Annotated in this window: 22 protein-coding genes and 1 pseudogene; 11 read left to right on the top strand and 12 right to left on the bottom strand. The window is 74.0% G+C overall.

The genetic code is table 11. From position 1 onward, the window contains the following. Nucleotides 1-37 precede the first annotated feature (37 nt). Nucleotides 38-859: an acyl-CoA thioesterase gene (locus IEZ06_RS03840; RefSeq protein WP_189235243.1), complete on the bottom strand. Its 822-nt coding sequence runs from the start codon at nucleotides 857-859 to the stop codon at nucleotides 38-40. A 127-nt stretch (nucleotides 860-986) separates the two neighbouring features. Here IEZ06_RS03840 and IEZ06_RS03835 point away from each other — a divergent pair, with 127 nt between their 5' ends. Further along, nucleotides 987-1,586 (top strand): TetR/AcrR family transcriptional regulator, encoded by a 600-nt coding sequence (locus IEZ06_RS03835; RefSeq protein ID WP_189235242.1) that lies wholly within the window; start codon nucleotides 987-989, stop codon nucleotides 1,584-1,586. A gap of 179 nt (nucleotides 1,587-1,765) precedes the next feature. Further along, nucleotides 1,766-3,268 carry an aldehyde dehydrogenase (NADP(+)) gene (locus IEZ06_RS03830; protein ID WP_189235241.1) on the top strand — a complete coding sequence of 501 codons (1,503 nt, stop codon included), beginning with the start codon at nucleotides 1,766-1,768 and terminating at the stop codon, nucleotides 3,266-3,268. Between the two features lie 98 nt (nucleotides 3,269-3,366). Here the strand turns inward: IEZ06_RS03830 and IEZ06_RS03825 are convergent, their stop codons facing one another. Next, nucleotides 3,367-4,941, bottom strand: a complete 1,575-nt coding sequence (locus tag IEZ06_RS03825; RefSeq protein ID WP_189235240.1) for an MFS transporter — start codon at nucleotides 4,939-4,941, stop codon at nucleotides 3,367-3,369. A 317-nt stretch (nucleotides 4,942-5,258) separates the two neighbouring features. Here IEZ06_RS03825 and IEZ06_RS03820 point away from each other — a divergent pair, with 317 nt between their 5' ends. Beyond that, nucleotides 5,259-5,519 carry a type II toxin-antitoxin system Phd/YefM family antitoxin gene (locus tag IEZ06_RS03820; RefSeq protein WP_189235239.1) on the top strand — a complete coding sequence of 87 codons (261 nt, stop codon included), beginning with the start codon at nucleotides 5,259-5,261 and terminating at the stop codon, nucleotides 5,517-5,519. Further along, nucleotides 5,504-5,911: a PIN domain-containing protein gene (locus IEZ06_RS03815; RefSeq protein WP_189235238.1), complete on the top strand. Its 408-nt coding sequence runs from the start codon at nucleotides 5,504-5,506 to the stop codon at nucleotides 5,909-5,911. The genes IEZ06_RS03820 and IEZ06_RS03815 overlap by 16 nt, the downstream gene beginning before the upstream one ends. 60 nt (nucleotides 5,912-5,971) lie before the next feature. On the opposite strand, the gene IEZ06_RS03810 is transcribed toward IEZ06_RS03815, so the two are convergent. Continuing rightward, the gene (locus IEZ06_RS03810; RefSeq protein WP_189235237.1) at nucleotides 5,972-6,931 is read right to left on the bottom strand and encodes an ArsR/SmtB family transcription factor; all 960 of its coding nucleotides are present in this window, start codon (nucleotides 6,929-6,931) and stop codon (nucleotides 5,972-5,974) included. A 71-nt stretch (nucleotides 6,932-7,002) separates the two neighbouring features. Between IEZ06_RS03810 and IEZ06_RS03805 the strand changes: the two genes are divergently transcribed. After that, on the top strand, nucleotides 7,003-8,223 hold the full coding sequence (locus IEZ06_RS03805; RefSeq protein WP_189235236.1) for an MFS transporter: 1,221 nt from the start codon (nucleotides 7,003-7,005) through the stop codon (nucleotides 8,221-8,223). A 194-nt stretch (nucleotides 8,224-8,417) separates the two neighbouring features. On the opposite strand, the gene IEZ06_RS03800 is transcribed toward IEZ06_RS03805, so the two are convergent. Beyond that, entirely contained in the window at nucleotides 8,418-9,887 is a 1,470-nt protein-coding gene (locus IEZ06_RS03800; RefSeq protein ID WP_189235235.1) for a UvrD-helicase domain-containing protein, read from the bottom strand. A gap of 274 nt (nucleotides 9,888-10,161) precedes the next feature. Then, complete coding sequence (locus tag IEZ06_RS03795) at nucleotides 10,162-11,481, bottom strand: ABC transporter substrate-binding protein (protein WP_189235234.1); 1,320 nt, start codon at nucleotides 11,479-11,481, stop codon at nucleotides 10,162-10,164. Between the two features lie 420 nt (nucleotides 11,482-11,901). Here IEZ06_RS03795 and IEZ06_RS03790 point away from each other — a divergent pair, with 420 nt between their 5' ends. The 4 genes from IEZ06_RS03790 to IEZ06_RS03775 all read left to right on the top strand — a co-directional run bounded on the left by IEZ06_RS03790 (nucleotide 11,902) and on the right by IEZ06_RS03775 (nucleotide 15,831). Continuing rightward, nucleotides 11,902-12,885 carry a LacI family DNA-binding transcriptional regulator gene (locus IEZ06_RS03790; RefSeq protein WP_189235233.1) on the top strand — a complete coding sequence of 328 codons (984 nt, stop codon included), beginning with the start codon at nucleotides 11,902-11,904 and terminating at the stop codon, nucleotides 12,883-12,885. A gap of 179 nt (nucleotides 12,886-13,064) precedes the next feature. Next, entirely contained in the window at nucleotides 13,065-14,318 is a 1,254-nt protein-coding gene (locus tag IEZ06_RS03785) for a serine hydrolase domain-containing protein (RefSeq protein ID WP_189235232.1), read from the top strand. 128 nt (nucleotides 14,319-14,446) lie between these two features. After that, complete coding sequence (locus tag IEZ06_RS03780; protein ID WP_189235231.1) at nucleotides 14,447-15,406, top strand: aldose epimerase family protein; 960 nt, start codon at nucleotides 14,447-14,449, stop codon at nucleotides 15,404-15,406. Nucleotides 15,407-15,528: 122 nt separating this feature from the next. Next, nucleotides 15,529-15,831: a hypothetical protein gene (locus IEZ06_RS03775; RefSeq protein WP_189235230.1), complete on the top strand. Its 303-nt coding sequence runs from the start codon at nucleotides 15,529-15,531 to the stop codon at nucleotides 15,829-15,831. A gap of 263 nt (nucleotides 15,832-16,094) precedes the next feature. Here the strand turns inward: IEZ06_RS03775 and IEZ06_RS03770 are convergent, their stop codons facing one another. Beyond that, nucleotides 16,095-16,640, bottom strand: a complete 546-nt coding sequence (locus IEZ06_RS03770; protein ID WP_189235229.1) for a TetR/AcrR family transcriptional regulator — start codon at nucleotides 16,638-16,640, stop codon at nucleotides 16,095-16,097. A gap of 43 nt (nucleotides 16,641-16,683) precedes the next feature. On the opposite strand from IEZ06_RS03770, the gene IEZ06_RS03765 reads away from it, so the two are divergent. Further along, a complete protein-coding gene (locus tag IEZ06_RS03765) occupies nucleotides 16,684-17,094 on the top strand; it encodes a nuclear transport factor 2 family protein (RefSeq protein WP_189235228.1) in 411 nt (136 codons plus the stop codon). Nucleotides 17,095-17,139: 45 nt separating this feature from the next. Here the strand turns inward: IEZ06_RS03765 and IEZ06_RS03760 are convergent, their stop codons facing one another. Together IEZ06_RS03760 and IEZ06_RS03755 are read right to left on the bottom strand one after the other, a co-directional pair. After that, nucleotides 17,140-17,784, bottom strand: coding sequence for a LysE family translocator (locus tag IEZ06_RS03760; protein ID WP_189235227.1), 645 nt, complete (start codon nucleotides 17,782-17,784; stop codon nucleotides 17,140-17,142). A gap of 219 nt (nucleotides 17,785-18,003) precedes the next feature. After that, nucleotides 18,004-18,936: pseudogene (locus IEZ06_RS03755) on the bottom strand (LysR family transcriptional regulator); the annotation flags it as partial. Nucleotides 18,937-19,011: 75 nt separating this feature from the next. On the opposite strand from IEZ06_RS03755, the gene IEZ06_RS03750 reads away from it, so the two are divergent. Next, entirely contained in the window at nucleotides 19,012-19,536 is a 525-nt protein-coding gene (locus IEZ06_RS03750; RefSeq protein ID WP_229797758.1) for a cysteine dioxygenase family protein, read from the top strand. A 129-nt stretch (nucleotides 19,537-19,665) separates the two neighbouring features. On the opposite strand, the gene IEZ06_RS03745 is transcribed toward IEZ06_RS03750, so the two are convergent. The 4 genes from IEZ06_RS03745 to IEZ06_RS03730 all read right to left on the bottom strand — a co-directional run bounded on the left by IEZ06_RS03745 (nucleotide 19,666) and on the right by IEZ06_RS03730 (nucleotide 25,059). Next, nucleotides 19,666-20,247 carry a TetR/AcrR family transcriptional regulator gene (locus IEZ06_RS03745; RefSeq protein ID WP_203871811.1) on the bottom strand — a complete coding sequence of 194 codons (582 nt, stop codon included), beginning with the start codon at nucleotides 20,245-20,247 and terminating at the stop codon, nucleotides 19,666-19,668. 98 nt (nucleotides 20,248-20,345) lie between these two features. Further along, complete coding sequence (locus IEZ06_RS03740; protein WP_189235226.1) at nucleotides 20,346-22,700, bottom strand: YhgE/Pip domain-containing protein; 2,355 nt, start codon at nucleotides 22,698-22,700, stop codon at nucleotides 20,346-20,348. Beyond that, the gene (locus IEZ06_RS03735; RefSeq protein ID WP_189235225.1) at nucleotides 22,697-23,620 is read right to left on the bottom strand and encodes an ABC transporter ATP-binding protein; all 924 of its coding nucleotides are present in this window, start codon (nucleotides 23,618-23,620) and stop codon (nucleotides 22,697-22,699) included. The genes IEZ06_RS03740 and IEZ06_RS03735 overlap by 4 nt, the downstream gene beginning before the upstream one ends. Before the next feature lie 89 nt (nucleotides 23,621-23,709). Beyond that, nucleotides 23,710-25,059 (bottom strand): M20/M25/M40 family metallo-hydrolase, encoded by a 1,350-nt coding sequence (locus tag IEZ06_RS03730; RefSeq protein WP_189235224.1) that lies wholly within the window; start codon nucleotides 25,057-25,059, stop codon nucleotides 23,710-23,712. Nucleotides 25,060-25,238: the final 179 nt, after the last annotated feature.

Genomic DNA, 25,238 nt, shown 5'->3' with positions numbered 1-25,238 from the left:
ATCACGCCGCCGGGCGACGGCCCGGCGGCGCGGATCCTCAGTCCTTGAAGTAGACCGACTGGTGGGCGGTGGCCAGCAGGGTGCCGGCGCGGCTCCACAGGTGGGCGGTCTGGTCGAAGTACCCGCGGGAGAAGCGGTGGGTGCGCGCGGTGCCCAGGACGTGGTCCTCGCCGCAGGCCTCGAGCTCCGCGGCGTCGGCGTGGAAGTACACGGTGAGGGAGACGGTGCCGGCCGCCATGTACCGGCCCTGCCGGAGGAACACCCGGGGATAGAACACGTCGCACATCGACGTCAGCGCCGGGAAGTCGAGGGGGCGGGACGGGGCGTCGCGCACCCACAGGGTCGAGGTCGAGTCCGGGTGCTCACCGGCGTCCTGCTCCGGCACGGCGCCGGTGACGAACCGCATCTCGTAGTTGCGGGCCCAGGCGATGAAGTCAGGGAACCCGTGCACGGGGACGGCGTCCGGCGGCGGCACGGACGGCATGGCGAGCTCGGTGTCCGACCAGGTGTCCCGGCGGAGGCCGAAGACCGCGGTGGCGGTGGTCGTGACGACGCCGTCCTGGGTCAGCTCGATCACCCAGTGCTGGTTGGTCCGGTTGGTGCGCACGGGCCGCGCGGCGATGTCGAAATCGCCGTCGGCGACGGGGCCCGCGTAGTTGACGGTGAGGGAGAGCGGGTCACCGAGCCGGTCGGGGTGCTGCTGGACGGCCTGCACGAGGGCGGCGGCGGTGACGCCGCCGAAGGGACCGACCATGTTCGCGTACTCCGGCCGGGTCCGGCCCCGCAGGCGGCCGTCGGCCACGGGGGTGAGGGCGACGGCCGCGGTGAAGGGATGCGGCGGGGCGTCGATCTCGGTCACGCTGTCTCCTCGGAGCGGGATGGGTGTTCCGTGGGATGGATGATCCGCGGGATGGATGTTCCGGCGCACACCGGATATATGTATGACAACTTACATAGGAATCGGCGGCGATGGGAAAGCAGGTCGCATGGCGAGACGACAGGACCCGGCGGGGCCCCGGGCGGCGATGATCCGCAGCGCGATCGGGCTGATCCGCCGACGCGGCGTCGCCGCCACCTCGTTCGCGGACGTGCTGGCCGACAGCGGCGCGCCGCGCGGCTCGGTCTACCACCACTTTCCGCAGGGCAAATCCCAGCTCGTCGAGGAGGCGACCCGCAGTGCCGCCGACCAGCTGAGCGCCGGGGTGGCCCGGGTGCTGGAGGCGGCGGACACGCCGGGCGCCCTGCGCGAGCTGGCCGAGCTGTGGCGTCGCGGTCTCGAGGCCGGCGACTACGCCGTCGGCTGTCCGATCGTCGCGGCGGCGCTGGGCACCGAACGGGCCGCCCGCGACGTGGCGGGGGCGGCGTTCGAGCACTGGTGCGATCTGCTCGCCGCCAGGCTCGTCGCGGACGGAGCCGACCGGGAGCGGGCGCGGTCCGTGGCGGTGCTCGTCGTCGGCGCGCTGGAGGGCGCGCTCGTCCTCGCCCAGGCGCAGCGGACCCCCGCCCCCCTCGACGCCGTGGTCGGCGAGCTGGGCGCGCTGTGCCGGTCGGTGGTCGGCGCCGGGCGCCCGGCGCGGCGGCCGTGACCGGGTGACCCGGGCCGGCGGGACCCCCGGGCCGCGCCGGAGCGCCGGAGATCCGCCGGTGCCGCCCCCTTCGTGCGGGGCCGGGCACGCCCGGGTGGCGCTCCGTTCGGAAAGCGCTTACCTTAGGAGGTGGCCGGTGCCCGAGCGCCGCGGCCGACCCGGTGACGAAAGGCTTTTCGATGATCCACTCATATGACCCCCGGACCGGCGAGACCGTCGGCGAGCCCTTCCCCGCGAACTCCGCGGCGGAGGCGGACGCCATCGTCCGCGCGGCCCACGCCGCCGGCCGGGTCTGGCGGGAGACGCCCGCCACCGAACGCGCCCGCGAGCTGTCCGGCGGCTCCGGCGAGACCCGCGCCCAGGTGCTGGAGGCCGTGGCCGAGGCGCTGGAGAAGAACGTCGAGGAGCTGTGGCGGGTCGCCGACGCCGAGACCGCGCTGGGGGAGGCCCGGCTCCGCGGCGAGGTGGCCCGCGCCGCCGGGCAGTTCCGCCTCTTCGCCAAGGTGCTGCGTGACGGCGGCCACGCCGAGGCGGTCATCGACCACGCGAGCGCCGAGCCGCCCGTCCCCGACCTGCGCCGGATGAACCGCCCGCTGCCCGGCGTGGTCGGCGTCTACGCGGCCAGCAACTTCCCCTTCGCCTTCTCCGTCATCGGCGGCGACACCGCCTCGGCGCTGGCCGCCGGGTGCGCCGTGGTGGTCAAGGCCCACGACGGCCACCCCCGCACCTCCGAGCTGTCCGCCGAGGTCATCCGGGGCGCCCTGCCCGACCCGGCCCTGCTCGGCCTGGTCCGGGGGCGGGAGGCCGGCGGGTGCGTGGTCCGTCACCCCCACGTGGTGGGGGTCGGCTTCACCGGCTCCATCCCCGGCGGCAAGGCGATCCAGGCCATGATCGACGAGCGGCCCGACCCCATTCCCTTCTACGGCGAGCTGGGCAGCGTCAACCCGGTGGTCGTGCTTCCCTCGGCCCGCCGCGAGGGCCTCGCCGAGGGGTTCGCCGCCTCGCTCACCCTCGGCGTCGGCCAGTTCTGCACCAACCCCGGCCTGCTGTTCGTGCCGGAGGACGCCGGGCTGCTCGTCTCCCTCGCCGAGGCGGTCTCCGCCACCACCGGCGGGCCGATGCTGACCGCGCGCATGCGGGAGGGCTTCCTGCACGAGCTGGAGCGGCTGTCGGAGCTCGACCGGCTGGCCGAGGGCCGGGCCGGCGAGGGCGCCTACGCGGTGACCCCCCAGCTCTTCACCGTCGGGCTCGAGGCGTTCGCCGCCGCCCTGCCGGGGGTGGCCGAGGAGTGCTTCGGCCCGGCGGGGATCGTGGTGACCTACCGCGACCCGGCCGAGCTGCCCGCCGTACTGGAGCGGCTGGACGGCTCGCTCACCGCGACCGTGCACGCGACCGACCCGGCCGAGGCCGAGGAGATCGCCGAGGTGCTGACCCGCAAGGCGGGCCGGGTCATCTGGAACGGCTGGCCGACCGGCGTCGCCGTGCGCTGGGCCATGCACCACGGCGGCCCGTGGCCCTCCAGCACCGCCCCCGCGCACACCTCGGTCGGCGCCGCGGCCATCCGGCGCTGGCTGGTGCCCACCTCCTACCAGGACTGGCCCGCCGAGCTGCTCCCGCCGGAGCTGCGCGACGACAACCCGCTCGGCGTCCCCCGCCGCGTCGACGGGACGCTCACCCTCTGATCCCCGGCCGGCGGCACCGGGAACCGGCCCCGGTGCCGCCGCCCGGTCCACGCGGCGGCCGGCCGAGGAGCGGGGCGATGCGCTCCCTCCTGCACCGGTCAGCGGTCTCCGGGCACGGCGGCCTCGGCCCCCTCCAGGTCCGCCGCCGGCGCCTCCGGACCGGCGGCGGGGACGACATCCCGGAACAGGACCGCGCACAGGACCACCGCGATCGCCACTACGGCCGCCCCGGTCGCGGCAGCCACCTGCATGCCGCCGGTGAAGGCTTCGCGGACGCTGCCGAGCAGCGCAGAGGCGAGTTCGTCCGGGAGCCCTCCCGCCGCCGTCACCGCTCCGCCGAGGGTGTCCCGGGCGGCTTCCGCGGTCTGCGCGGGCGTGCCCTCGGGCACCGTCACCCGTGCCCGGTAGACGGCGGTGGCGATGCTCCCGAAGACCGCCAGGCCGAGTGCGCCGCCGAACTCCTGGGCGGTCTCCGACAGCGCCGAGGCGGCTCCGGCCCGCTCGGGCGGCGCGGAACCGACGATCATGTCGGTGCCCAGGACCAGGAGCGGAGAGCAACCGAAGAAGAAAAGGGTCTGACCGGTCACGACGAGGATCAGCGCGGCAGACCCCTCCGCCTGGGTGAGCAGCGCGATCCCCGCCGCGCTCACCGCGAGCCCGCCGGACATGATCACGTGCGGACGGACGCGGCGGGCGAGCAAGGGGGCGAGCGTGAACCCGGCGATGACCGCCGCGGCCTGCGGCAGGGTCCACAGGCCGGCCTGCAGGGGCGTCAATCCGAGTACGAGCTGCAGGTACTGCGCGGTGAGCAGGCCCACACCGGGCCCGACGAGGATGACGAGCACCAGTGTGCCCAACGACGTGCTGAACCTGCGGTCGGCGAAGAGCCGGAGGTCGAGCAGGGGGTCGGCGAGCGCGTGCTGCCGCCGGACGAACACGACGGTGAGGACCAGGCCCGCCAGGACGGCCAGGAGGGGCACGGCACCGAACCCGTGGGTGGCGATCTCCTTCAGACCGTAGATCGTCGTGATGACGGCGGTGAGCGACAGCACCACGCTGGCCGGATCGATGCGGCCGGGCGAGGGGTCGCGGTACTCGGGCAGCAGCATCGGGCCGGCCAGGACCAGCACCGCCATCACCGGCACGCCGAGCAGGAAGGCCGTCTCCCAGGAGAAGTTCTCCAGCAGTGCCCCGCCGACCAGGGGGCCGATCACCATGCCGCCGGTGAACCCGGTCATCCACAGGCTGATGGCCGTCGTACGCTGCACCGGGTCGTGGAACATGACGCGGATGAGCGAGAGCGTGGAGGGCATCAGCGTCGCTCCCGCGACACCGAGCAGCGCCCGGGCGGCGATCAGCGATTCGGCGCTGGACGCGAAGGCGGCCAGCACCGAGGCCGCGCCGAACGCGGTCCCGCCGATCAGCAGCAGCCGCCTGCGGCCGATCCGGTCTCCGAGCACCCCCATCGGGATCAGGAAACCGGCGATCATGAAGCCGTAGATGTCGCTGATCCACAGCAGCTGGGAGCCGCTCGGTTTCAGGTCCGCGCTGAGCGCGGGCACGGCCAGATGCAGCACGGTCATGTCGATGGAGAGCAGCAGCGTCGGCAGGACGAGGACGGCGAGGCCGGCCCACTCCCGCCGACCCGCACGGAGTGGGGCGTCGTGGTTCATGCCTCGACGGTAGAACCTCAACCAATGTTAAGATCAACTGCTTTTCGTCCGGCCTTTTCGTCCGGGCCGCCCGGTGCTCAGGCCTGGGTGAGCCGGGTGCCGCGCTCGGTGCGCAGGTGCAGGGCCGTACGGCCGTCGCGGCGGGTCGTCACCGGCCCCGCCTCCCTGAGTGCGCCCGCGGGCCGGGTAGCGCAGGGACCCGGCGGCCAGGGGTTCCATGGCGAAGAGGTGCTCTGCTGGCGTGCTCCGGTTGCCGCATGTCTGGATGACTTCTCGGTTTCCCGGCCCCGGCAGGAGAAATCAGATAATCTGATTCCATGAAGGTCATGAGTGCCACCGAGGCCTCCCGAAGCTTCGCGGCGGTTCTGGACGAAGCCGAAAGAGGGGAGACGATCGTGGTCACCCGGGGAGGCCGGCGGATCGCGGTGATAGGACCGGCGCCCACCGCGCCCGGCCGGATGGTCAAAGCCCTGCTGAACCGGCACCGTGAGGCGCTCGACGCGGGGTTCGAGGCCGATGTCGCCGCAGTCCGGGAGTCGTCCGGCGATGAGATGAGGGCCACGTGGCCAGACGCCTGATCCTCGACACGGGGGTGCTCATCGCCGCGGAGCGGGGGAGCGGCTCCGTGGACGATGTGATCGGGGACGCCGACGACGTGGCGATCTCCGCCGTCACCGTCGCGGAGCTGCTGACGGGCGTGGAGATGGCGGACGCGGCCCGCCGTCCTGCCCGGCAGGCGTTCGTCGACGAGGTGCTGGCGTTGATACCGGTGGAGGAGTACACCACGGACGTCGCCAGAGTCCATGCCCGCCTGATGGCGCACGTGCGGCGGCAGGGCAAGACCCGGGGAGCGTACGACCTGATGATCGCCGCCACCGCGGCGGCCACCGCGCGGCTCATCGTGACGATGGACTCGTCCGCGGCCTTCGACGACCTGCCGGGAGTCCGGGCTCAGGTGGTCGCGCGCTGACCTCGTCGCATCGACGGGGTGCCGCGTACCGGCTCCGGGCCTCCGGAACGGCCCCGGTGCTCAGGCCTGGGTGAGCCGGGTGCCGCGCTCGGTGCGCAGGTGCAGGGCCGTACGGCCGTCGCGGCGGGTCGTCACCAGCCCCGCCTCCCTGAGCGCGCCCACGTGCTGGGAGACGGCGCTGGCCGTGATGCCCAGGCGCCGGGCCAGCTCCCCGGTGGGGCACGGCTCGCCGAGGGCCTCCAGCAGCGCCGCCTTCGTACGGCCCAGCACCGCCGCCAGCCCTTCGGGCACCGGCCCCGCGGGTTCCCACAGCGTGCCGAGCCCGCGTGCCGGGTACCGCAGGGACCCGGCGGCCAGGGGCTCCATGTCGATGCAGATGTACGGCCAGCAGAAGATCGTCGGGAACAGCACGAGCCCGTGACCGCCCAGGTCGACGGTGAAGGAGCCGGGCGTGCGCCGCCCGCTCACCACGAGGTCCCCCTCCCGCCAGGTGACGTTCTCGTGCAGGGCGGCGAAGAGGCCCTCCACGCCGTAGGCGGCCAGCGTCCGCGCCCGGTGCTCGACGTCGGCGAGCAGGATCGCCCGCATCCGCCCCCAGTGCGGGGCGATCAGCCGGTCGTGGTGGCGCCGCAGCGCGCCGGCCAGCCGCTCCAGGGCCGCCGCCGGGTCGGCGCGCAGCTCCGGACGCCCGGCCGGGCCGAAGATCCGGTCGAGCTCGGTGCGGAAGTGGTCGTGCGGGGTGCGCCGCACCCGTTCCAGCTCGTCGGCGAAGGCCGGTTCCGGGCCGGAGGGCGGCGGCAGCAGGAAGGCCGGCACGCAGCCGGACGTCAGGTCGGCCAGGAGCGGCAGGTCGGGATCGCCGGCCACCGCCTTCCCGGCCTGCCGGACCCAGCGGTGGTGCACCGCGTTCGCGCCGTCGCGGAACAGGAGCTTGACGGCGAAGACGGTCTCGGCGAGCGGCGAGTAGGCGAACCGGACGCGGGCCGTCTCCGTCCGGGACAGCGTGATCGTGACCGCCATCCGAGCCTCCGATGTTGTAGAACCGGCTAAACGATAACGCCGCCCGCCCGCTGCGGCGCACCCTGTCCGGCATGACCATTGCTGACACCCCGGCCCCCGTGAGGGGCCTGGGCAGGGACTGGCGTCACCTGTGGGGCGCCGGGGCCCTGTCCACGCTCGGCGACGGCGCACTCGTCGCCGCGATGCCGCTGCTCGCCGCCGCGACCACCGACGACCCCGTGCTGGTCTCCGGCGTCACCGCCGCGGCCACCCTGCCGTGGCTGCTGCTCAGCCTGCCGATGGGGGCCTGGGTCGACCGGTTCGACCGGCGGCGCCTGATGATGGCCGCCCAGGGCGCGCACGTGTTCCTGATCGCCGTGCTGGCGCTGCTGGTGACGTTCGGCGCGGCCCGGATCTGGATGCTGTTCGTCCTGGCCTTCGGCGTCGGCGCGGCCGGCCTGCTGGTCACCGGGGCCGGTGAGGCGCTGATCGTCTCCGTCGTGCCGAAGTCGGAGCTGGAGACCGCCAACGGGCGGAGGGTCGCCACCGAATCGGTCCTGGGGGAGTTCGGCGGCCCGCCCCTCGGTTCGGCGCTGTTCGCGCTGGCGACGCCGCTGCCGTTCTGGCTGGACGCCGCCATGTTCCTGCTGGCGCTCATGATGATCGTCCGGATCCGCGCGGGCGGCGCGGTCGAGCGCTCCCGGCCGCGCGGGCGCATGCTCGCCGAGATCGGAGAGGGCCTGCGCTGGCTGGCCCGCAACCGGCTGCCCAGGACCCTCACGCTGATCGCCGGGGCCGGCAACTTCTGCGAGACCATGGCCCTGTCCACGCTGGTGCTGTTCGCCCGTGACGTGCTCGGCGTCGGATCGGGGGGGTACGGCCTGCTGGTGGCCGCCATGGCGGTCGGCGGCGTGGCCGGCAGCCTCGTGGCCGGGCGCGTCGTCGTCCGGTTCGGCGGCCGGCCGATCGCGCTCGGCGTCCAGCTGGTGATCCCGCTGAGCTGGCTGGGCATCGCCCTGGTCGGCAGGAGCGCCGTCACGGTGGTGGCCCTCTTCACCGTCTTCTCACTGGCCGTGGCGCTGTGGAACGTCATGGCCTCCTCCCTGCGCCAGCGCCTGATCCCGGCCGAGCTGCTGGGCAGGGTCGGCGGAGCGGGCCGCATGATCTCCTTCGGCGCCATCCCGCTCGGCGCGGTCTGCGGAGGCCTGGTCGCCGACTCCTTCGGGCTGGTCGCCCCCTGGATCGTCTGCGCCGTGCTGCGCCTGCTGGTCAGCCTGCTGGCCTGGCCGAGCCTGCGCCGCTGGGAGGGCTGACCGGGCTCCGCCGGGCCGGACGGCGGGGACCTTCGCCCGGCGCCCGGCCCCTTCGCCCGGTGCCCGGCCCCGATCGGCGGCTGGGCCCCTTCGCCCGGTGCCCGGCCCCGATCGGCGGCTGGGCCCCTTCGCCCGGTGCCCGGCCCCGATCGGCGGCGCGGGCCCCCGGCGCGGACGACCGGCGCGGGCCCCGGTCACGAGGTCGGGGCGTACCGGTCGATCCAGGACAGGCCGCCGAGGTCCAGGCGGTGGCGGGCCCGGGTCACCGCGACGTAGGCCAGACGCGCCTCGGCGTCGTCGACCCGGCCCTGGCGGCGCTCGCCGTCCTCGCCCTCCGAGACCTCGGGCTCGCCGCCCCTGAAGTCCCCGCCGATGCGCACCCGCGTCCACTCGCGGCCCTTGGCCTTGTGCGCGGTGGAGACCACGACCTCGGCGTCGCGCTCGTCGGTCAGCCGGGAGAGCGCGTCCAGGAGGACCTCGGGGCCGTGCTCGTCGACCAGATCGACGAAAGTCCGCAGGTCACGGCCGGCCGGGTCGAACTGCGCGTAGTCCTGCAGGTCGCCCCAGGTCTCGAAGAGGGCCAGCTCGGGATGCCAGGTGCGGCGGCCGGCCTTGAGGTCGCGGGCGGCCCTGGTCAGCGTGGCCAGGCCCTCCCCGCCGCCGACCAGGCCGACCCGCCCGCCCGTCTGCAGCAGGGCCATGATCTCGGCCATCGTGCCCAGGTTGGTCCGGCACAGGATCGCGTCCGGCCGCTCCACCGCGGCCAGCTCGGTGGGGACGTCCGGGGTCCCGCTCAGCCGGATGGGGGCGTCGACCAGGGTCAGCCACCGGTTGGCCTCCTCCGCCAGCGCCGGGCCGAACCGGAAGGACCGGGAGAGGGCGAGCCGGGTGCCGTCGAAGCCGGACATCACGTCGCGGGCGCCCCGCCAGCCGTAGATCGCCTGGGCGGAGTCGCCGACCATGACGAGCTGGGCGCGGCCCCGCTGGCCGGTGAAGAGCCGCTCGACCGCGGGGTTGGTGTCCTGGGCCTCGTCGAGCAGGAGGAAGTCGGCCTCGATCCGGGGCTCGGTCAGCGCCCACATCTTCAGGTAGTGGTCGTGGTCGAAGCGCACCGCGCCCTCGTACGGGTTCTGCAGGTCCGCCCAGGCCCTGCGGGCGTAGGGCAGGACGAGCTCCGCCAGCTCGGCGTGCAGGGGGTCGGCCTCCAGGCCGCGCAGCCGGGGGACGTGGCCGGCGGTGATCTCCCGGGCCGCGGAGTGGCAGAACCGGCTGACCGTCTGCAGGGCGGCCATGGACGCGGTCCTGCCGGTGATCCTGCGCTCGCCGATGCGCACCGCCAGATTGGGGGCGATGCCGAGATGGGCGCCCACCTGCCAGCTCGGGATCCGGACGGCGTTCGCCATCCGGTCCCGGTAGCGGTGGCCCACGGCCCGGTAGGCGAGCGAGTGCGTGGTCCGGCACTCCACGGTCGGCGGGAAGACCTGGGCGGCGGCCACGGCGATGGCCTTGTTGAAGGCCATGTACAGCCCGCGCCGCGGGGTGGCGGCGGCGAGCATCGTGAGCGTGGTGGTCTTACCGGTCCCCGCTCCGGCCTGCAGGGTGAGGTCCTCGCCGTCGCGGAAGGCCGCGACGGCGGCCTCCTGCTCGATCGTCGGTGCGGGCACGGGGGCTCCTGCGGAAGAGGTCGGATATGACGGAAGACCTCAGAATGTAATCGATCGGTGACGTTGAGGTATATCGGTTTCGGTGAAGGCTCCGACGAGGCGCCGGTGGAGCGCGGCGTTCCGGGCACGGAGCGGGAGGAGGCCGCAGGGGGCCGGGCCCCACCGGGTCAGGCGGCGGGACCCGGGGAACGGGGAGCGGCCGGCCGGGTCCGCGCGAGGGACCCGGCGGGCGGGTCGGCCGCTGCGGCGCTGCCTGTGCCGGCCTGGGCCGCGGTCAGCCGCTGTGGCGCTGCTTGTAGGCGGCCTGGGCCGCGGTCAGCCCGGCCGCCATCTCGCTCAGGAAGTCCTTGGCGGTCAGCTGGCCGAGCAGGACCTTCTGGAACTGCGGCTCCGCGTCGGTCTTGGTGATCGTGTTGAACTCCGGCAGGTGGTACGGCATCTGCACGACCCTGGTCGCCGGGTCGTTGAGCACCTTGACCGCCATGTCGACGTGCTGCAGCTTCTTGATCCAGGGCTCGTCGTTGACCTCGGTGTTGGCCGGCAGCACACCGGTCTTCTCCGCCCAGTGGCTGTTCATCGCCTTGGAGGCGGCGAACTCGGCGAACTTGAAGGCGGCGTCCTGCTTCTCCCCGCCGGCGAACAGGCCGATGCCGGTGACCGGGTTCGACAGGATCGTGCGCACGCCGCTCCCGGACCTCGGCACGGCCATGGCCGCGACCCGGTCCGCGCCGAGCGTCTTGACGTGGTCGTTGTAGGACCCCAGGTTGTGCTGCATCATCCCGATGCCGCCGCCGTCGAACTGGGCGACCATCTTCACGTAGTCGTTGTTGTAGTCGGCCTCGGGCGTGACCCGCTTGTAGAGGGCGGCGTACCTCTCCAGCGCGGCCACGTTCCGCGGGTCGTCGACGGTGGCCCGGCCCGCGGCGTCGAAGACCTCCGTGATGCCGGACTGGGCGTACAGCACCTCCAGCAGCTGCGCGATGGAGCCGGCGCCGCCCCGGATGGTGTAGCCGTAGCGGTTCTTGCCCGCACGGGTCAGCGTCTCGGCCGCGGTGTAGAAGTCGTCCCAGTTCTGCGGGACCTCCAGGCCGGCCGCGGAGAACCAGTCCGTCCGGTACCAGAACACGCCCATGTTGGTGGACATCGGCACCATGTAGATCCTGCCGTCCGCCGCGGTCGCCTTCACCGTGTTGACCACCTGCTCGTTCAGCCTGCCGTTCAGCGCGCCGTCCGAGATGCGGTCGTCGACCGGCTCCAGCGCCTGCTGCGCCACCAGGCTGGAGAGCATCGCGCTGGTGACGCCGCCCACGTCGGGCAGTTCGCCGCCGGCGATCGCGGCGTCGTACCTCTGCTGCGCCTGGGAGATCGGGATGCCGACGTACCTGACCTCGATGGTCGGGTGGGCCTTCTGGAACTCGGCGATGATGCGCTGCCACACCGGGGTGCGGGCGGGACCGCCGTTGTCGTCCCAGAAGGTGATCACGACCTTGCCGTCGGGGCCGGTGCCCGGCTCCCCGGACCCGCAGGCGGCGGCGCCGGTCCCGAGCACGAGTGCGGTGGCGAGGACCGCCAGACGCCTGGAGCGTGTGGTCATTGCGCTGAACCTCTCAACCCGACGTACCTCTCAACGGGACGTACCTTCATCGACGCGACGGCGGCCGGTGCGATCGGCGGGCGGGCGGCCCGGCGGGCGGGGCGTCCGGGCCGCGCGACCACGGCGGGGGCGTATCCTGGGATCCGCCGCGTCGACTGCCATCGTCGGGCCGACTCCTTCCCGTTCGGTGCCGGAGACTTGCAACCGGTTGCGTGAAAGATGGCGGATATCGGAACGCAACGTCAAGAGCGCAATTTGATAAACCCCCGTTAACCTGGGGCGCAGTGGCGCTTCAGGATTCACCGCGATGGCAACCGCTCCCACCCCTGCGAAGCTTCTGACATGCGGCATTGACACTAGTGCAACCGTTTGTACTACCCTGCTGCCGAGCCCGGTGAGCGACTCCGGCGAAGGAGCAGAGTGGCAGCGACGATCAGGGACGTGGCACAGGCGTCGGGTGTGCACGTCTCCACGGTCTCCCGCACCTTCTCCGCGCCCCATCTGGTCAACCCCGAGACGCGCAACCGCGTGCTCGCGGTCGCCGAGGACCTCGGCTACCGCCCGAACCGCGCGGCCCGCGCGCTGACCACCGGCCGGACGCACAACCTCGGGCTGATCGTCGCCGACATCTCCAACCCGTTCTTCCCGCCGCTGATCAAGGCGGCCCAGGCGCATGCCCGGACGCGCGACTACCACGTCTTCGTGGCCGACACCGACGAGGACCCGCAGGTGGAGGAGGAGCTGATCAAGGCCCTCGCCAAGCAGGTCGACGGGGTGCTGCTGTGCAGCCCGCGGTTGTCGAACCGGGCCATCGAGCGGCTCCACGCCGACGTGCCGTTCGTCGTGGTGAACCGCGAGGTCAAGGGCATGCCGACGGTGCTGATGGACATCGGCCAGGGCGCCCGGCTCGCGATCGAGCACCTGGCCGGGCTCGGCCACCGCCGGGTCGCCCTCGTCTCCGGGCCGAGCGGGTCGTGGACGAGCAAGCGGATGCGCGAGGCCGCCGCCGCGGTGGACGGGGTCGACCTGGTCTTCCTCGGTCCCAACACCCCCACCGAACAGGGCGGCCTCGCCGCCGCCGCCGAGGTGACCGCCTCCGGCGCGACCGGGGTGCTCGCCTACAACGACCTGGTCGCCATGGGACTGATCGAGGGGCTCCACGAGCGGGGCGTCCGGGTCCCCGGCGACGTCAGCGTCGTCGGCGTGGACGACATCGTCTCCGGCCGGCTGAACCGGCCCAAGCTCACCACCGTGGCCATGCCCACGGCCGCCGCCGGGCGGATGGCCGTGGACCTGCTGCTCCAGTCGGTGGCCGAGGGCGGCACCGCCACCCTGGCCACCCTGGCGACCGATCTGGTCGTCCGGGAGTCCACCGGACCGGCCCCGGGACCGGCCGTCTCCTGACATCGGCCGGTCCCTGACATCGGCCGGTCCCTGACATCGGCCGGCCCCGGGATCGACCGTCTCCTGACGCCGTCCGCCGCCTCCGCGCCGGCCGGTTCCGCCGAAAGATCATCACTCGGGTGCATGATCCCCTAACATGATCTCTTCTCGTGAAGATCTGTCTTTCGGATGGGGCGGAAATGGCGACGTTCAGCCGGAGAAACCTGATCAGGGCGGGCGCGGCGCTGGCGCCGGCCCTGCTCACCGCCCGCCCGGCCGCCGCCGCGCCGCCGCCCGCCGGGCTCCGGACGACCGGTACGGCTCCGGCGGAGCTCGCCGGGTTCGACGAGGTGATGAAGACCTTCGTCAAGGAGCGCGAGATCTCCTGCGCGCAGCTCGCGATCTCCAAGCGGGGCAGGCTCCTGCTGGCCCGGGGCTACTATGCCGCCTCCCAGGCGCGGTACGTCCCGCCCGTGAGTCCGACCTCGCTGTTCCGGATCGCCAGCCTGAGCAAGCCCGTCACCGCGGCCGCGGCCATGCGCCTGGTCCAGGAGGGCCGGCTCGGCCTCTCGGCCCCGGTCACCACTCTGCTGGGCCTGTCGGCCGAGGCCGACCCCCGCCTGGCGCAGGTGACCGTGCTCCGTCTCATGCAGCATCTGGGCGGCTGGGACCGGAGCGTCTCCCTGGACCACCTCTGGTCCGACCACGCGATCTCCGCCGCGCTCGACGTACCCCTGCCGATCGACCACGCCGACATCATCAGGTACGCCACCGCCCGGCCCCTGGACTTCGCCCCCGGGACGAGGATGGCCTACAGCAACTACGGCTACCTGCTGCTCGGCCGGATCATCGAGAAGGTCTCCGGGACGGACTACGAGTCGTACGTCAGGGAGAAGGTCCTCGCCCCGCTCGGCATCACCCGGATGCGGATCGGCCGCAGCCTCCGGTCGGAGGCGGCCCCGGGCGAGGTGGCCTACGCGTCGCAGTACACCGCCAAGACCGTCCTGGACGACACCGGGGCCACCGTGCCGTACCCCTACGGCGGATTCAACGTGCCCAACCACGACGCCAACGGCGGCTGGCTGGCCTCCGCCGTCGACCTCGTCCGCTTCGCCGGCGTCCTCGACGCCGCGGGCCCGGTGCTCGACGCGGCGTCGATCGCGAAGGTGCTCGCCAAGCCCGAGATCGGTGTCAGCGGGGACGGCTGGTGGTACGGGTGCGGCTGGTACGTGCGCCAGGTCCCGGGGAACCTCAACACCTGGCACGCGGGCGGCATGCCCGGGACCCACACCTACCTGGCCCGCCTGCAGAACGGCTTCACCTACGCCGCGCTGTTCAACCGGCGCGAGGAGCAGGGCACCCCCGACTACGACGTGCTCAGCTCCCGGATGAACGCCGCCCTGAACAAGGTCGCCTCCTGGCCCGCCACCGATCTCGGCCCCCGTTACTTCTGAGCGACCGGCGTGCCCGCCTACAATGATCCGGTCACCATGGGACCGATCGAGGGGCTCCACGAGCGGGGCGCCCGGGAGCCCACCGGACCGGCGCCGGGACCGGCCGTCTCCTGACGAAAGGCGCACGCATGCACTTCGGAACCACGCCGTCGGGGGAGCCCGTCGAGCGCCACGTCCTGTCCAGCGGGCGGATGCGCGCCGCGGTGCTGAGCTACGGCGCGGTCGTGCAGTCCCTGGAGGTCTCCGGGGTCGACGTGGTGCTCGGCTGCGCCACCCTGGACGACTACCTGACGCGCAGCCGCTACTTCGGCGCGGTCGTCGGGCGGTACGGCAACCGCATCGCGGGCGGGCGGTTCACCCTGGACGGGGCCGCCTACGAGCTGCCGGTCAACAACGGTCCCAACAGCCTGCACGGCGGGCCGGGCGGCTTCTCCTCGCGGGTCTGGCGGGTCGCCGACGCCTCGCGGTCGGCCGTGACGCTGGAGTACGTCAGCCCGGACGGCGAGGAGGGCTATCCGGGCACGCTGACCGCGAGCGTCACCTACACGCTGACCGACGACGCCCTGGTCCTGGACTACCGCGCGACCACCGACGCGCCGACCGTGCTCAACCTGACCAACCACTCCTACTTCAACCTCGCGGGCGCCGGTTCCGGCGACGTCCTGGGGCACGTCGTCCGGATCGACGCCGACCACTACCTGCCCGTCGACTCCACCAAGATCCCGACCGGTGAGCCCGCCCCGGTGGCGGGCACCCCGTTCGACTTCACGACGCCGCGCGCGATCGGCGAGCGGATCGACGACCCGGCGCTGGACGGCGGCTACGACCACTGCTACGTCCTGCGCGGCGACATCGAGGTCCGCGAACCCGTCAGCGGCCGCGTCATGCGGGTCACCACCACCGAGCCGGGCGTGCAGTTCTACTCCGGCAACATGCTCGACGGCGTGGCCACGGACTACGGCAGGCACGCGGGCCTGTGCCTGGAGACCCAGCACTTCCCCGACTCGCCGAACCGGCCGGAGTTCCCCTCCACCGTGCTGCGCCCCGGCGAGGAGTTCACCTCCGGCACGGTCTACCGGTTCTGCTGACCCCTCCGGTGTCCCGTCGGCGGCGACCGCCTCGGCCGAATGGAACGGCCGGGTACGGGCAGGGGACCGGGGACGGCGCGCGGCCCGCGTCCGGGCGCGGCGCCGGGAGGAGGAGGTGCGCCATGCCCGCACGCGGTGAGCCCTCGGTCGCGGCCTCGGGGGAGTGGGTGGACGACGGCGGCGTGCGCATGCCCGCGGGCGAGGTGCACGCCTGGTGGCCGGGGACGAACCAGACCCTGTGCGGCCTGGCGCTCAGCCGGTCGCGGCTGCACCGCTTCCACCACGTACGGTGGCCGGAGACGTTCCCGGAGTCGGGCGGCTCGGCCGCCGAGGTGCGCCAGGTGTGCCGCAGGTGCGAGGGCGCGACCGGCCGTTCCAGCCGGGGCTGGAGCAAGGGCTGGACCCGCACCTCGCCGCGTCCCTGAACCCGCGGATCCCCGGACCCGGGGCCCTGGGGACTGTTCGGAGTCCGGATCTCAGGGGGCCGAGGTTTTCGGATCCACAGGAGTTTTCGGATCCACAGGAGGACGCCTCGCGGCTGAGACCCGCCGCTGCGTCCGTTGAGCGCCAGGTCCGCGCGCCGGTCATCGCCGATGCCGTCCGAGGGCCGAGCGGAGACGAGCAGGTACACACGTCCCGCGCTCCGCCCGTCCTGCGGAAGCAGGCGCAGTGACCCGGTGAACGGCGCCTATGCAGCCAGACCGGCGAAGACGATGGCGAGTGTCCGTTCCTGCAGTTCCACGTCCCAGCCGCCCTGCAGGGCGCCTTGGCAGACGCTCACCAGCAGTGCCATCACCTCGGGCCGGCGGACGTCACCGCGTACCGTGCCCGCGGCCTGCGCCTGGCGCAGCAGCTCGTCCACCGCCTCGTCCAGCTGACCCACCGCCGCCGGGACACTGACACCGGCCAGGGCGACCACCGCGCGCTTGGCCGCCGCCTGCTCGACCAGCCGGCGGAAGAAAATGTGCAGGCCGTCCGCCCCGCCGAGCGTGGCCGCCTCCTCCGTCAGCCGCGCCAGCAGGCGTTTCAGGATCGCCGCCAGCAGGTCGTCCTTGGTCGGGAAGTGCCGGAAGACCGTGCCGATCGCCACGCCGGCCAGCCGGGCCACCTCCTCGGTGGACGCCGAGGCACCGCGGTGCGCGAACACCTCCTCGGCCGCGTCGAGGATGCGTTCCCGGTTGCGCTGCGCGTCCGCCCGCACGCCGACCCCCTTGGAAAATGAGTCTCGACTCATTATCTTAAGTCGAGTCGCCACTCATCTTATCTTGGAGGCAGGCATGACCCCACACGAGGTCTTCGGCCGCATGCGCGAGCGCTGGATCGCCAACGAGACCGTCTTCGACGACGACTCGCTCAGCGGGGACGTCATCCTGGAGATGCCGTTCGCCGCACCCGGTCAGCCCGGCCGGATCGAGGGCCGGGCCGCGGTGCTGGCCTTCGTCCGCGCCGGGCACGCCGACCTGCCGTTCCGCTTCGACGACTGCCGCGCGCTGGCCGTGCACGACACCGCCGACCCCGGCACCATCGTCGTCGAATACGAGCTGGCCGCGACGGTGACCGAGACGGGAGTGTCCGCCGCGGCCCCGTTCGTCGGCGTGCTGACCGTCCGCGAGGGACGGATCGCCCGCTGGCGGGAGTATCAGAATCCGCTCGCGATCGCCTGGGCGCTGCAGACCGCGGTGTCCTGAGCGGCCCTCGGCTCCGCTGCCCCGGACCCTCACGGCGGTCCGGGATCAGGCCCTGGCGGCGGCGCTCTCGCCGGTGAGCGCCGTGGCGGCGCCCAGGCCGAGGTAGACGAGGCCGCTGGTGACGTCGAGGCGGCGGCGGGCGCGGGCCGAGCGGCGCAGACGGCCGGCCAGCGCGGAGGCGAGCAGGGCGAAGGCGCCGTCGCTGGCGATGCCCAGGGCGATCCAGATCACGCCGAGGAGCACGATCTGCGGGGCGATCGGGCCCGCGGCCGGGTCGGTGAACTGGGGGAGGAAGGCGAGGAAGAAGATCGCGGTCTTCGGGTTGAGCACGTTGACGACGAAGCCCTCCCAGAACATCCGCCGCCTGCTCGCGAGTTGCGTCCCGGCCGTCTCACCGGCGTCCGCACGCGTCAGGAGCTTGCGCAGGCCGAGCCAGACCAGGTAGGCCGCGCCGAGGTACTTCACGATCGTGAACGCGGTGGCCGAGGCGGCGAGCACGGCGCTGACGCCGAGCGCGGCGGCGGCCACGTGGACCACCGAGCCGGCGTGGATGCCCAGGACGGAGACCAGGCCGGCGCTGCGGCCCTGGGCGACGCTGCGGGTGACGATGTAGGCCACCGCGGGGCCCGGCACGAGCAGCAGGGCGAGGGTGGCGGCGGTGAACAGGGCGAGGGTCGCGAGATCCGGCATGCCCGGATCGTAAGCCGGGCCGTGCCCTGATCACCTCCGGTTTTCCGGCGGCGCACCGCGGCGGGAGCGGGGACGGCCGTCCGGGCCGTCGTCCGGACCCTCCGCCGAGTTCTCGTCCGGGGCGTGATCCGAGACCCGGTCCGGCGCGCCGTCCGGGGCTCGGTCCGGGGCGCCGTCCGGGCCGGGGGGACGGTACGGCGCCGCTCGGACCACCGCGGCCAGGGCCTTCAGCAGAGCGGTGGTGGCGGGCGGGTCGGGCGGCTCGCCGTAGGTGGCGGCGTAGACGTGGCGGGTCGAGCCGGGGAGCTCGATCGCGCCGACCGCCGGATGCCGGTGGGCCCGCAGCGCCAGGCCGGGCAGGGCGGTCACCCCCATCCCGGCGGCGACCAGCGCCTGGACGGCCACGATGTCGTCGGTGGTGAAGGCGATGGCGGGTTTGAAGCCCTCCTTGGCGCACAGGTCGAGCAGGTGGCTGCGGCACCGCTCGCACCCGGCGATCCACCGGGCGTCGCGCCGGGCGCCCAGCACACCGCCGCCCGGCTCTGGGCCGCCTGCTCCCGGGCCCGCCGGTTCCGGACCGGCCGGTTTCGGGCCCCCGCTCCCCACGGGGACCGGGGAGCCGTCCCCCGGGACGACCAGGTAGCTCGGATCGTCCAGGAGGTGGACCAGCCGGATGCCGTCGTCCTCCGGGGCGGTGTCGTCGTAGCGGAAGATGACCGCCAGGTCCACGTAACCGGCGCGGAGCATGCGCAGGGCCTCGGGGGGCTCGGTCTCGGTCAGCCGGAGCTCCAGGCCGGGGTGCCCGCGGGCGAGCAGGGCGGCGGCCTCGGGGACGAACGTGCCCAGGGCCGAGGGGAAGGCGGCCAGCCGGACCCGGCCCGCGCGCAGGCCCACATGGGCGGCGAGCTCCGCGGCGGCGGAGTCCACCCGGCCGATGATCTCGGCGGCCCGCTCGGCCAGCAGCCGCCCCGCCTCGGTCAGCCGGATGCCCCGCCCCGCGCGCTGGACCAGCTTGGCCCCGGTCTCCGCCTCCAGCCTGGCGAGGTGGTGGCTGACCGAGGGCTGCGAGTAGTGCAGCTCCCGCGCGGCCCCCGTCACCGAGCCGGTCCGGGCCACGGCGGCGAGCACGCGGAGCCGTACGACATCGAGCACATATCAACGTTATCTATGAATCAGCGGAAAGATAGGCATTGGACGCCATGTGTCGTGAAGGCGCACGCTGGAGTCATGGGAACCATGACACTCGCGCGTCCCGGGCTCGCCGAGCTGGTCGAGGGGATCCGGGAGCTGCTCAGCAGGCCGGCCGAGCCCCGCGCCACGGCCTTCGCCGTCGCGGAGCTGCTCCGCGGGCGGCTGCCCGCGCCGGAGATCCTCACCGAGGAGGAGCGGACCGGCGACCCGGAGACCTACGTCAGGCACACCCTGCACACCGAGCCCGGCTTCTCGGTCGTCGCGGTGGTGTGGCGCCCCGGTCAGGGCACCAGGCCGCACGACCACATCGCCTGGTGCGCCTTCGGCGTCCTGCAGGGCGTGGAGTACGAGACGCTCTACCGCGACGAGGGCGACCACCTGACCGAGATCGGCCGCGCCGCCAACCGCGCCGGCGACGTCAGCGGCTTCGCCCCGCCCGGCGACATCCACCGGGTGCACAACGTCGGCGACGTCACCGCGATCTCCCTGCACGTCTACGGAGCCGATCTGAGCGTCGAACCGACGAGCGTGCGCCGCACCTACGACCTGCCCGTGCGCTGAGCCGGTCCGAAACCGTACGGCGCCGCCCTGCGCGCCGAGCCGGGCGGGCCGGGGGAACCGGAGGGTCCGGGAGACCCGCGGGAGGCGGCCGGAGCCGGAAGCCCAGGCGGGGAACGGGCCGGGGGACACCTACCCGGTGACCCGGCCGTGCAGGAGGTCGACCAGGGTGGCGTGCACCCGTTCGATCGGGCGGTCCGGATGCAGCGCCCTGCGCTCGATGGCGACGGTCAGCACCATGCCGAACACGGCGGTCGCCGCCGTCTCGACGTCCAGGTCGTCACGGACCGCGCCCTCGGCCACGGCCCGGCGCAGCACGTCCGCGTAGACCCCGAGCACGTCCCGGCGGAGCCTGGCCACCGCGTCCTGCCAGGCGGTGCGCCACATCTCGGCGAGCAGCACCCGGGCGAACGCGCCGTACTCCTCGAAGAACCGCAGCTGCGCCATGACCACCGCGTCCAGCGCGTCCAGCGCGGTCTCCCCGGCGGCCGCCCCGGACAGGGCGGCGGACAGCAGCTCGATCCCGTGTTCGAGCAGGCCGGAGAAGAGGGCCTCCTTGGTGCCGAAGTTATAGAACACGGTGCCCTTGGCCACCCCGGCCCGCTCGGCGATCGCGTCCACGGTGGTCGCGGTGTAGCCCTGCTCCGCGATCAGCTCCACCGCCGCGCCGAACAGCCGCAGCCTCGTCTCGGCCCGCCGGCCGTTCACCATCATGCCGACCACGGTAGCCACCCTGTCCCCCCACCGTGCGGGAGCTTCCCCGCGTCGTGCGGGGGTCGGGTCGCGATCCCGCCTCCGGGCGGAGGGGGACGTCAGAGCGACAGCTCGGGGTGGAGGCGGCGCATCGACCAGGTGCGCCCCCGGTGCACGGCGTAGACGCTCAGCGCCAGCCCCAGCGCGGTCCACAGGGTCAGCACCCCGCAGGCCTGCCAGACCACCGTCAGGTCGCCGCCGCTGATCAGCCGGCGCAGCGCGCTGACCACCCAGCTCATGGGCAGCCACGGCGAGATCGTCTGGAAGAAGCCGGGTGAGGTCTCGATCGGGTAGGTTCCGGCGGCGGAGGTCAGCTGGAGCATGAGCAGCGCCAGCACCGCGACCCGGCCGGGCGCGCCGAGCAGGGCGTTGACCGCCTGCACGATCGCCAGGAACGCGGCCGTGGTGAGCAGGAGGATCCCGATCGTCCCGGCCCAGTGCGCCGCCTGGAGGCCGAGGGCGAACCGGAGCACCGCCGCCAGTACGGCGGCCTGCGCCGCGCCCAGGGCCAGGCCGGGCAGCCATCCGCCCAGGGCGATCCGCCAGGCGGGGGCCGTGCCGGCCAGGAGGCGCGGGTTGAGCGGCCGGAGCACCATGTAGGCGACCATCGCGCCGACCCAGAGCGCCAGCGGGACGAAGAACGGCGCGAAGCCGGTGCCGTAGTTGGGCACCTCGTTGACGACGTCGCTGGCCAGGGTGACGGGCTCGCTCATCATCGCGGTACGGCCGGCGCGCTCCTCCTCGTCGTAGTCGGGGATCTCCCCGGCCCCGTCGCCGAGCTTGCGGCTCAGCTCGCGCGAGCCGTCCGCGAGTTCGCCGAGCCCGCCGGAGAGCCGGTCGATGCCGCCGGTGAGCTTTCCGGCCCCGCCCCGCAGGGTGCCGACCCCGGCGTCGGCCCGGACGGCACCGTCGCGGAGCTCCACCACGCCGCCGCCGAGCTCGGTGAGCCCGTCGGAGAGCTTTCCCGCCCCGTCGCCGAGCTCCGCCACGCCGGAGGTGATCTTTCCGTTGGCGGCCGAGGCGTCGCGCAGGCCCCGGTGGACCTTCGCCGAGCCGTCGGCCAGCCTGCCGAGCCCTTCGTCGAGCCGGTTCACCGCGTCCCGGGCCTGGTCGATCGTGCGGGCGGCGCCCGAGGCGCGGTCGGCCAGGAGGTCGGCGTACCGGGCGGCCTCCGCCGCGCGGGGAGCGCTCTGCCGGAGCCGGGCGAGGGCCTCGCCGGCACCGCCCGCAGGGGCATCCGCCGCTCCGCCCGCCAGGCCGCTCGCGACCTGGCCGGTGGACTGCACGAGCCGCCGGGCGGCGGCCTGCAGCTCCGGATCGGCGGCGGGGTCGCTCTCGAGCAGGTCCAGCAGCCGCTCGGCCTGCTGCCGGGCCTGTCCCGCCTCCCGGCCCACCTGGGCGGACGCCCCCCGCGCACCGCCGCCTGCGGCGGCCGCCGCCTCGGCGTCCTGCTCCAGGGCACGGGCGAGGGCGCGCAGCCGGGCGCTTCCCTCCTCCAGCGCGGGCACGGCCGTGCCCGCCACCTGATCGACCTTCGGCACCTGGGCGTGGACCTGCCGGTGGGCCTCCGCGTTGCCGTCGGCGACCTGCCGGGCGCCCTCGGCGAGCTCGCCGAGGCCCCGGCCCAGCTTCCGGGAACCGTTCCCGGCCTCGGCCAGGCCGGCGGTGAGCTTCTCCGCCCCGGCGCTCAGCCTCCCGGTGGCGGTGGCGGCGGTGCCCAGGCCGGTGGAGAGCTGCCGGGTGCCGTCCCTGAGCCGGTCGAGCCCGTCGCTCAGGTCGCCGGCCCCCCGGCGGAGCGCACCGGTGCCGTCCAGGGCCTTCCGGCTGCCGTCGTGGAGTCTCTCCGCGCCGTCGGCGGCCCTGGCGGTCGCGTCGTGCAGCTCGCCGAAGGAGACGAAGACACCGTCCCAGTAGTCCTTGAGCGCGGTACGGCCCGCGGCCTCCTTGACCTCGGCGAACACCGCGTCGGAGATGGTGCCCATGATGTAGCTGCGGCCGGTGTCCACCGTGACGCCCAGCTCCGCCGGGGTCGGCGTGCCGTCGCCGGAGGGCGAGGCGAGCCGGGCGCTGAAGTCGGCGGGGATCGTCAGGGAGAGGTAGAAGGAGCCGTCGGCGACGCCGTCGGCGGCCTGCCGGGCGCTCACCCGGCGCCAGGCGAAGACCTCGCGCTCGGTGAGCTCCCGGGCCAGTTCCCGGCCCGCGTCGACGGTCTCGTCACCGGCCCTGGCCGGGCGGTCCTCGACGACGAGCGCCACCGGGATGTTCTCCAGCCTCCCCTGCGGGTCCCAGAAGGACCACAGGTAGAGCCCGGCGTAGAGCAGCGGCAGCATCACCACGCCCGCCAGCGCGGCCCGGGTGAGCCGCGAGCGGGTGAAGCGCCGCAGCTCCAGTCGTCCCAGCCGGACGGGTCTCATCGCAGTCCCTCCTCGTCCGGCACGTCTCCGGTCCCGTCCCCGTCCCCGTCCCGTGCTCCGGTGTCGCCGGGATCCGGTGCGGTCCCCGTCCGCACCGGATCGCCGGGGTCTTCGGGGTGTGCTGCGGCCTCGGGAGCCGTGGGCTCCGCGGACTCGGGGAGCTCCGCGGGCTCTGAGAGCTCCGCCGCCTCGGAGGGTTCCGCCGTTTCGAGGAGCTCCGCCGCCTCGGGGAGCTCCGCCGCCTCGGGGAGCTCCGCGGGCTCGGAGGGCGAGGGCTCCACGGGCTCCGGGAGGCCGGGGCCGCCCAGGCGGAGGGTCCGGGGCAGGGTGCTCTCGGTGCAGGCGGCGACGACGGTCAGCCCCTGCGCGGCCAGGTCCTCCAGGGTCGCCCAGAGCGCGTCGCGCCGGTCGCCGGGGAGACCGGCGTCCACATTGTCGAGCACGAGCAGCCCCGGCCCGTCGAGCAGGGCGAGTGCGACGCCGAGCCGCACCCGCTGCTCGCGGCCGAGCTCGCGGACCAGGGTCCGGTCGTCGGGGGAGAGGCCCAGCCCGGCCCGTTCCAGCGCCGCCGCGGCCCGGTCCCTGCTCCGGGCGTTCCAGAACAGGCCCCGGGACCGCTCGTGCACGTGCTCGCGGACGGTCAGCGACCCCTCCAGGTCGTTGACCCCGTCGACCAGGCCCAGCGCGGCGACCCGCCGGATCGCCCTCGGCCGGGTGTGCCCTGCGACGGTGAGCACTCCCGCGGTGGGCCGCATGCGCCCGGCCAGAGTGAGCAGCAGGCTGGTCCGGCCGCTGCCCGCCTGCCCGGCGAGGGCGGTGAGGCTGCCCGCCGGGGCGTCCAGGTCGACGTCCCGGTAGACCGGCCCGTGCCCGCCCTCCAGGGACAGCCCCGCCGCGTGCACCGCCACCCCTCCGGCCATCGGGACCTCCATTTTTAAAACTGACTGGTCAGTACAAAAACTAGCACAGGAAAAAGCCCCGCCCTGCGCGGGCGGGGCCGTGCGGCGGATCAGCCGGCCGCGGTGGAGCCGTACTCCTGGAGGAAGAGAGCCTCGGAGACGATCGTGCGGCGGAGCTCCTCGATGACGAGCCGCTCGTTGGGCGCGTGGATCGAGGCGCCGTCGTCCTCGGCTCCGAAGAGCAGGACCTCGGCCGCCGGGAACTGCCTGACCAGCGTGGAGACCAGCGGGATCGAGCCGCCCGCGCCGACGTCGCGCGGCGGGCGGCCGTAGGCGCGCTCCATGGCCCGGTTGAGCGCGGAGCGGGCCGGGCCGGCCGTGTCGGCGAGGAAGCCCGAGCCCATGGTGTAGTCGGTGACGTCCACGCGGACGCCCCAGGGGGCGACCTGCTGGAGGAAGCCGACCACGGCCTCGATCGTCGTCTTGGGGTCGCCCGCCGGAGGGACGCGCACGGTGACGCGGGCCCTGGCCATGGGCTGGACCGCGTTGATCGCCCCGGAGACGGTCGGTACGTCCAGGCCGGTGACGGTGACGGCGTAGGAGGCCCAGAGGCGGTCGGCCAGCGAGCCGGAACCGACCAGCGAGACCCCGTCCAGCACGCCGGCGGTCTCCCGGAACTCCTCCTCCGAGGGCCCGACCCCCAGGAAGGTGCCGCGCGGCAGGCCGGGAACGCGGATGTCGCCGTGGTCGTCGTGCAGGGCGGCCAGCATCCGGATGAGCGCCGCCAGGGCGTCCGGGGCCGCGCCGCCGAACGAGCCGCTGTGCAGCGGCTCCTCCAGGGTCCGCACCTCGATGGTGAACGCCCCCATGCCGCGCAGCGAGGTGGTCACCGACGGGTCGCCCACCCGCGGGTTGCCGGTGTCGGCGATGATCATCGTGTCGGCCCGGACCAGCTCGGGGTTGCGCTCGACGAACGCCTCCAGGCGCTCCCCGGCGTACTCCTCCTGGCCCTCGATGAGGACCCGGACGCCCACCGGGAAGCGGCCCTGGAAGACGCGGAGCGCGGCGACGTGGGAGATGATGCCGGACTTGTCGTCGGCGGCGCCGCGGCCGTGGACCGCCCCGTCGATCTCCGTCGGCTCGAAGGCCGGGGTGCGCCAGAGGGCGGGGTCGCCCGCGGGCTGGACGTCGTAGTGGGCGTAGAGCAGCACGGTCGGCGCGCCCGGCGGGGCGGGGGCCTCGGCGTAGACGGCGGGGAAGCTGCCCTCCACCGGGATCTGCCGGACGTGCGGCAGCCCCGCGCCGCGCAGCAGCTCCTCGGTCAGCGCGGCGGCCGCGCGCACCGGCTCCTCCGGGTGGCCGGGGAAGGCCACCGAGGGGATGGAGACGAGCCGCTTGAGCTCTTCGATCGCCCGGGGCAGGTCCGCGGCGACGGCGCCCTCGATCTCGTCAGGAGTCAACGCTTTCCTTCGCATCTCGACAGCTGTACCTCCCCCTATTTGAGCACAGCCGCCGCACGGCCGTGTCCGGGCGCCGCGCCCCGCGGGCCGCTCCGCCGCTCCCCGGCCCGGGGCCGCTCCACGATCACCGGGGCGAAGAGCCGGTGTCGCTGATTTCGTTGCCGTTAGACGAATGTGAT

The sequence above is a fragment of the Planomonospora antibiotica genome, assembly GCF_014647955.1.
Taxonomy (GTDB): Bacteria; Actinomycetota; Actinomycetes; order Streptosporangiales; family Streptosporangiaceae; genus Planomonospora; species Planomonospora parontospora.
The sequence above is the reverse complement of the archived record's forward strand: the minus strand, read 5'-3'. Positions and strand labels throughout refer to the sequence as shown.

Coding starts and splice junctions, on each gene's coding strand:
- IEZ06_RS03835 (WP_189235242.1), top strand. CDS start 987: ATGGCGAGACGACAGGACCCGGCGGGGCCCCGGGCGGCGATGATCCGC.
- IEZ06_RS03830 (WP_189235241.1), top strand. CDS start 1,766: ATGATCCACTCATATGACCCCCGGACCGGCGAGACCGTCGGCGAGCCC.
- IEZ06_RS03825 (WP_189235240.1), bottom strand. CDS start 4,941: ATGAACCACGACGCCCCACTCCGTGCGGGTCGGCGGGAGTGGGCCGGC.
- IEZ06_RS03820 (WP_189235239.1), top strand. CDS start 5,259: ATGAAGGTCATGAGTGCCACCGAGGCCTCCCGAAGCTTCGCGGCGGTT.
- IEZ06_RS03810 (WP_189235237.1), bottom strand. CDS start 6,931: ATGGCGGTCACGATCACGCTGTCCCGGACGGAGACGGCCCGCGTCCGG.
- IEZ06_RS03805 (WP_189235236.1), top strand. CDS start 7,003: ATGACCATTGCTGACACCCCGGCCCCCGTGAGGGGCCTGGGCAGGGAC.
- IEZ06_RS03795 (WP_189235234.1), bottom strand. CDS start 11,481: ATGACCACACGCTCCAGGCGTCTGGCGGTCCTCGCCACCGCACTCGTG.
- IEZ06_RS03785 (WP_189235232.1), top strand. CDS start 13,065: ATGGCGACGTTCAGCCGGAGAAACCTGATCAGGGCGGGCGCGGCGCTG.
- IEZ06_RS03780 (WP_189235231.1), top strand. CDS start 14,447: ATGCACTTCGGAACCACGCCGTCGGGGGAGCCCGTCGAGCGCCACGTC.
- IEZ06_RS03775 (WP_189235230.1), top strand. CDS start 15,529: ATGCCCGCACGCGGTGAGCCCTCGGTCGCGGCCTCGGGGGAGTGGGTG.
- IEZ06_RS03770 (WP_189235229.1), bottom strand. CDS start 16,640: ATGAGTCGAGACTCATTTTCCAAGGGGGTCGGCGTGCGGGCGGACGCG.
- IEZ06_RS03765 (WP_189235228.1), top strand. CDS start 16,684: ATGACCCCACACGAGGTCTTCGGCCGCATGCGCGAGCGCTGGATCGCC.
- IEZ06_RS03760 (WP_189235227.1), bottom strand. CDS start 17,784: ATGCCGGATCTCGCGACCCTCGCCCTGTTCACCGCCGCCACCCTCGCC.
- IEZ06_RS03750 (WP_229797758.1), top strand. CDS start 19,012: ATGGGAACCATGACACTCGCGCGTCCCGGGCTCGCCGAGCTGGTCGAG.
- IEZ06_RS03745 (WP_203871811.1), bottom strand. CDS start 20,247: ATGATGGTGAACGGCCGGCGGGCCGAGACGAGGCTGCGGCTGTTCGGC.
- IEZ06_RS03740 (WP_189235226.1), bottom strand. CDS start 22,700: ATGAGACCCGTCCGGCTGGGACGACTGGAGCTGCGGCGCTTCACCCGC.
- IEZ06_RS03735 (WP_189235225.1), bottom strand. CDS start 23,620: ATGGCCGGAGGGGTGGCGGTGCACGCGGCGGGGCTGTCCCTGGAGGGC.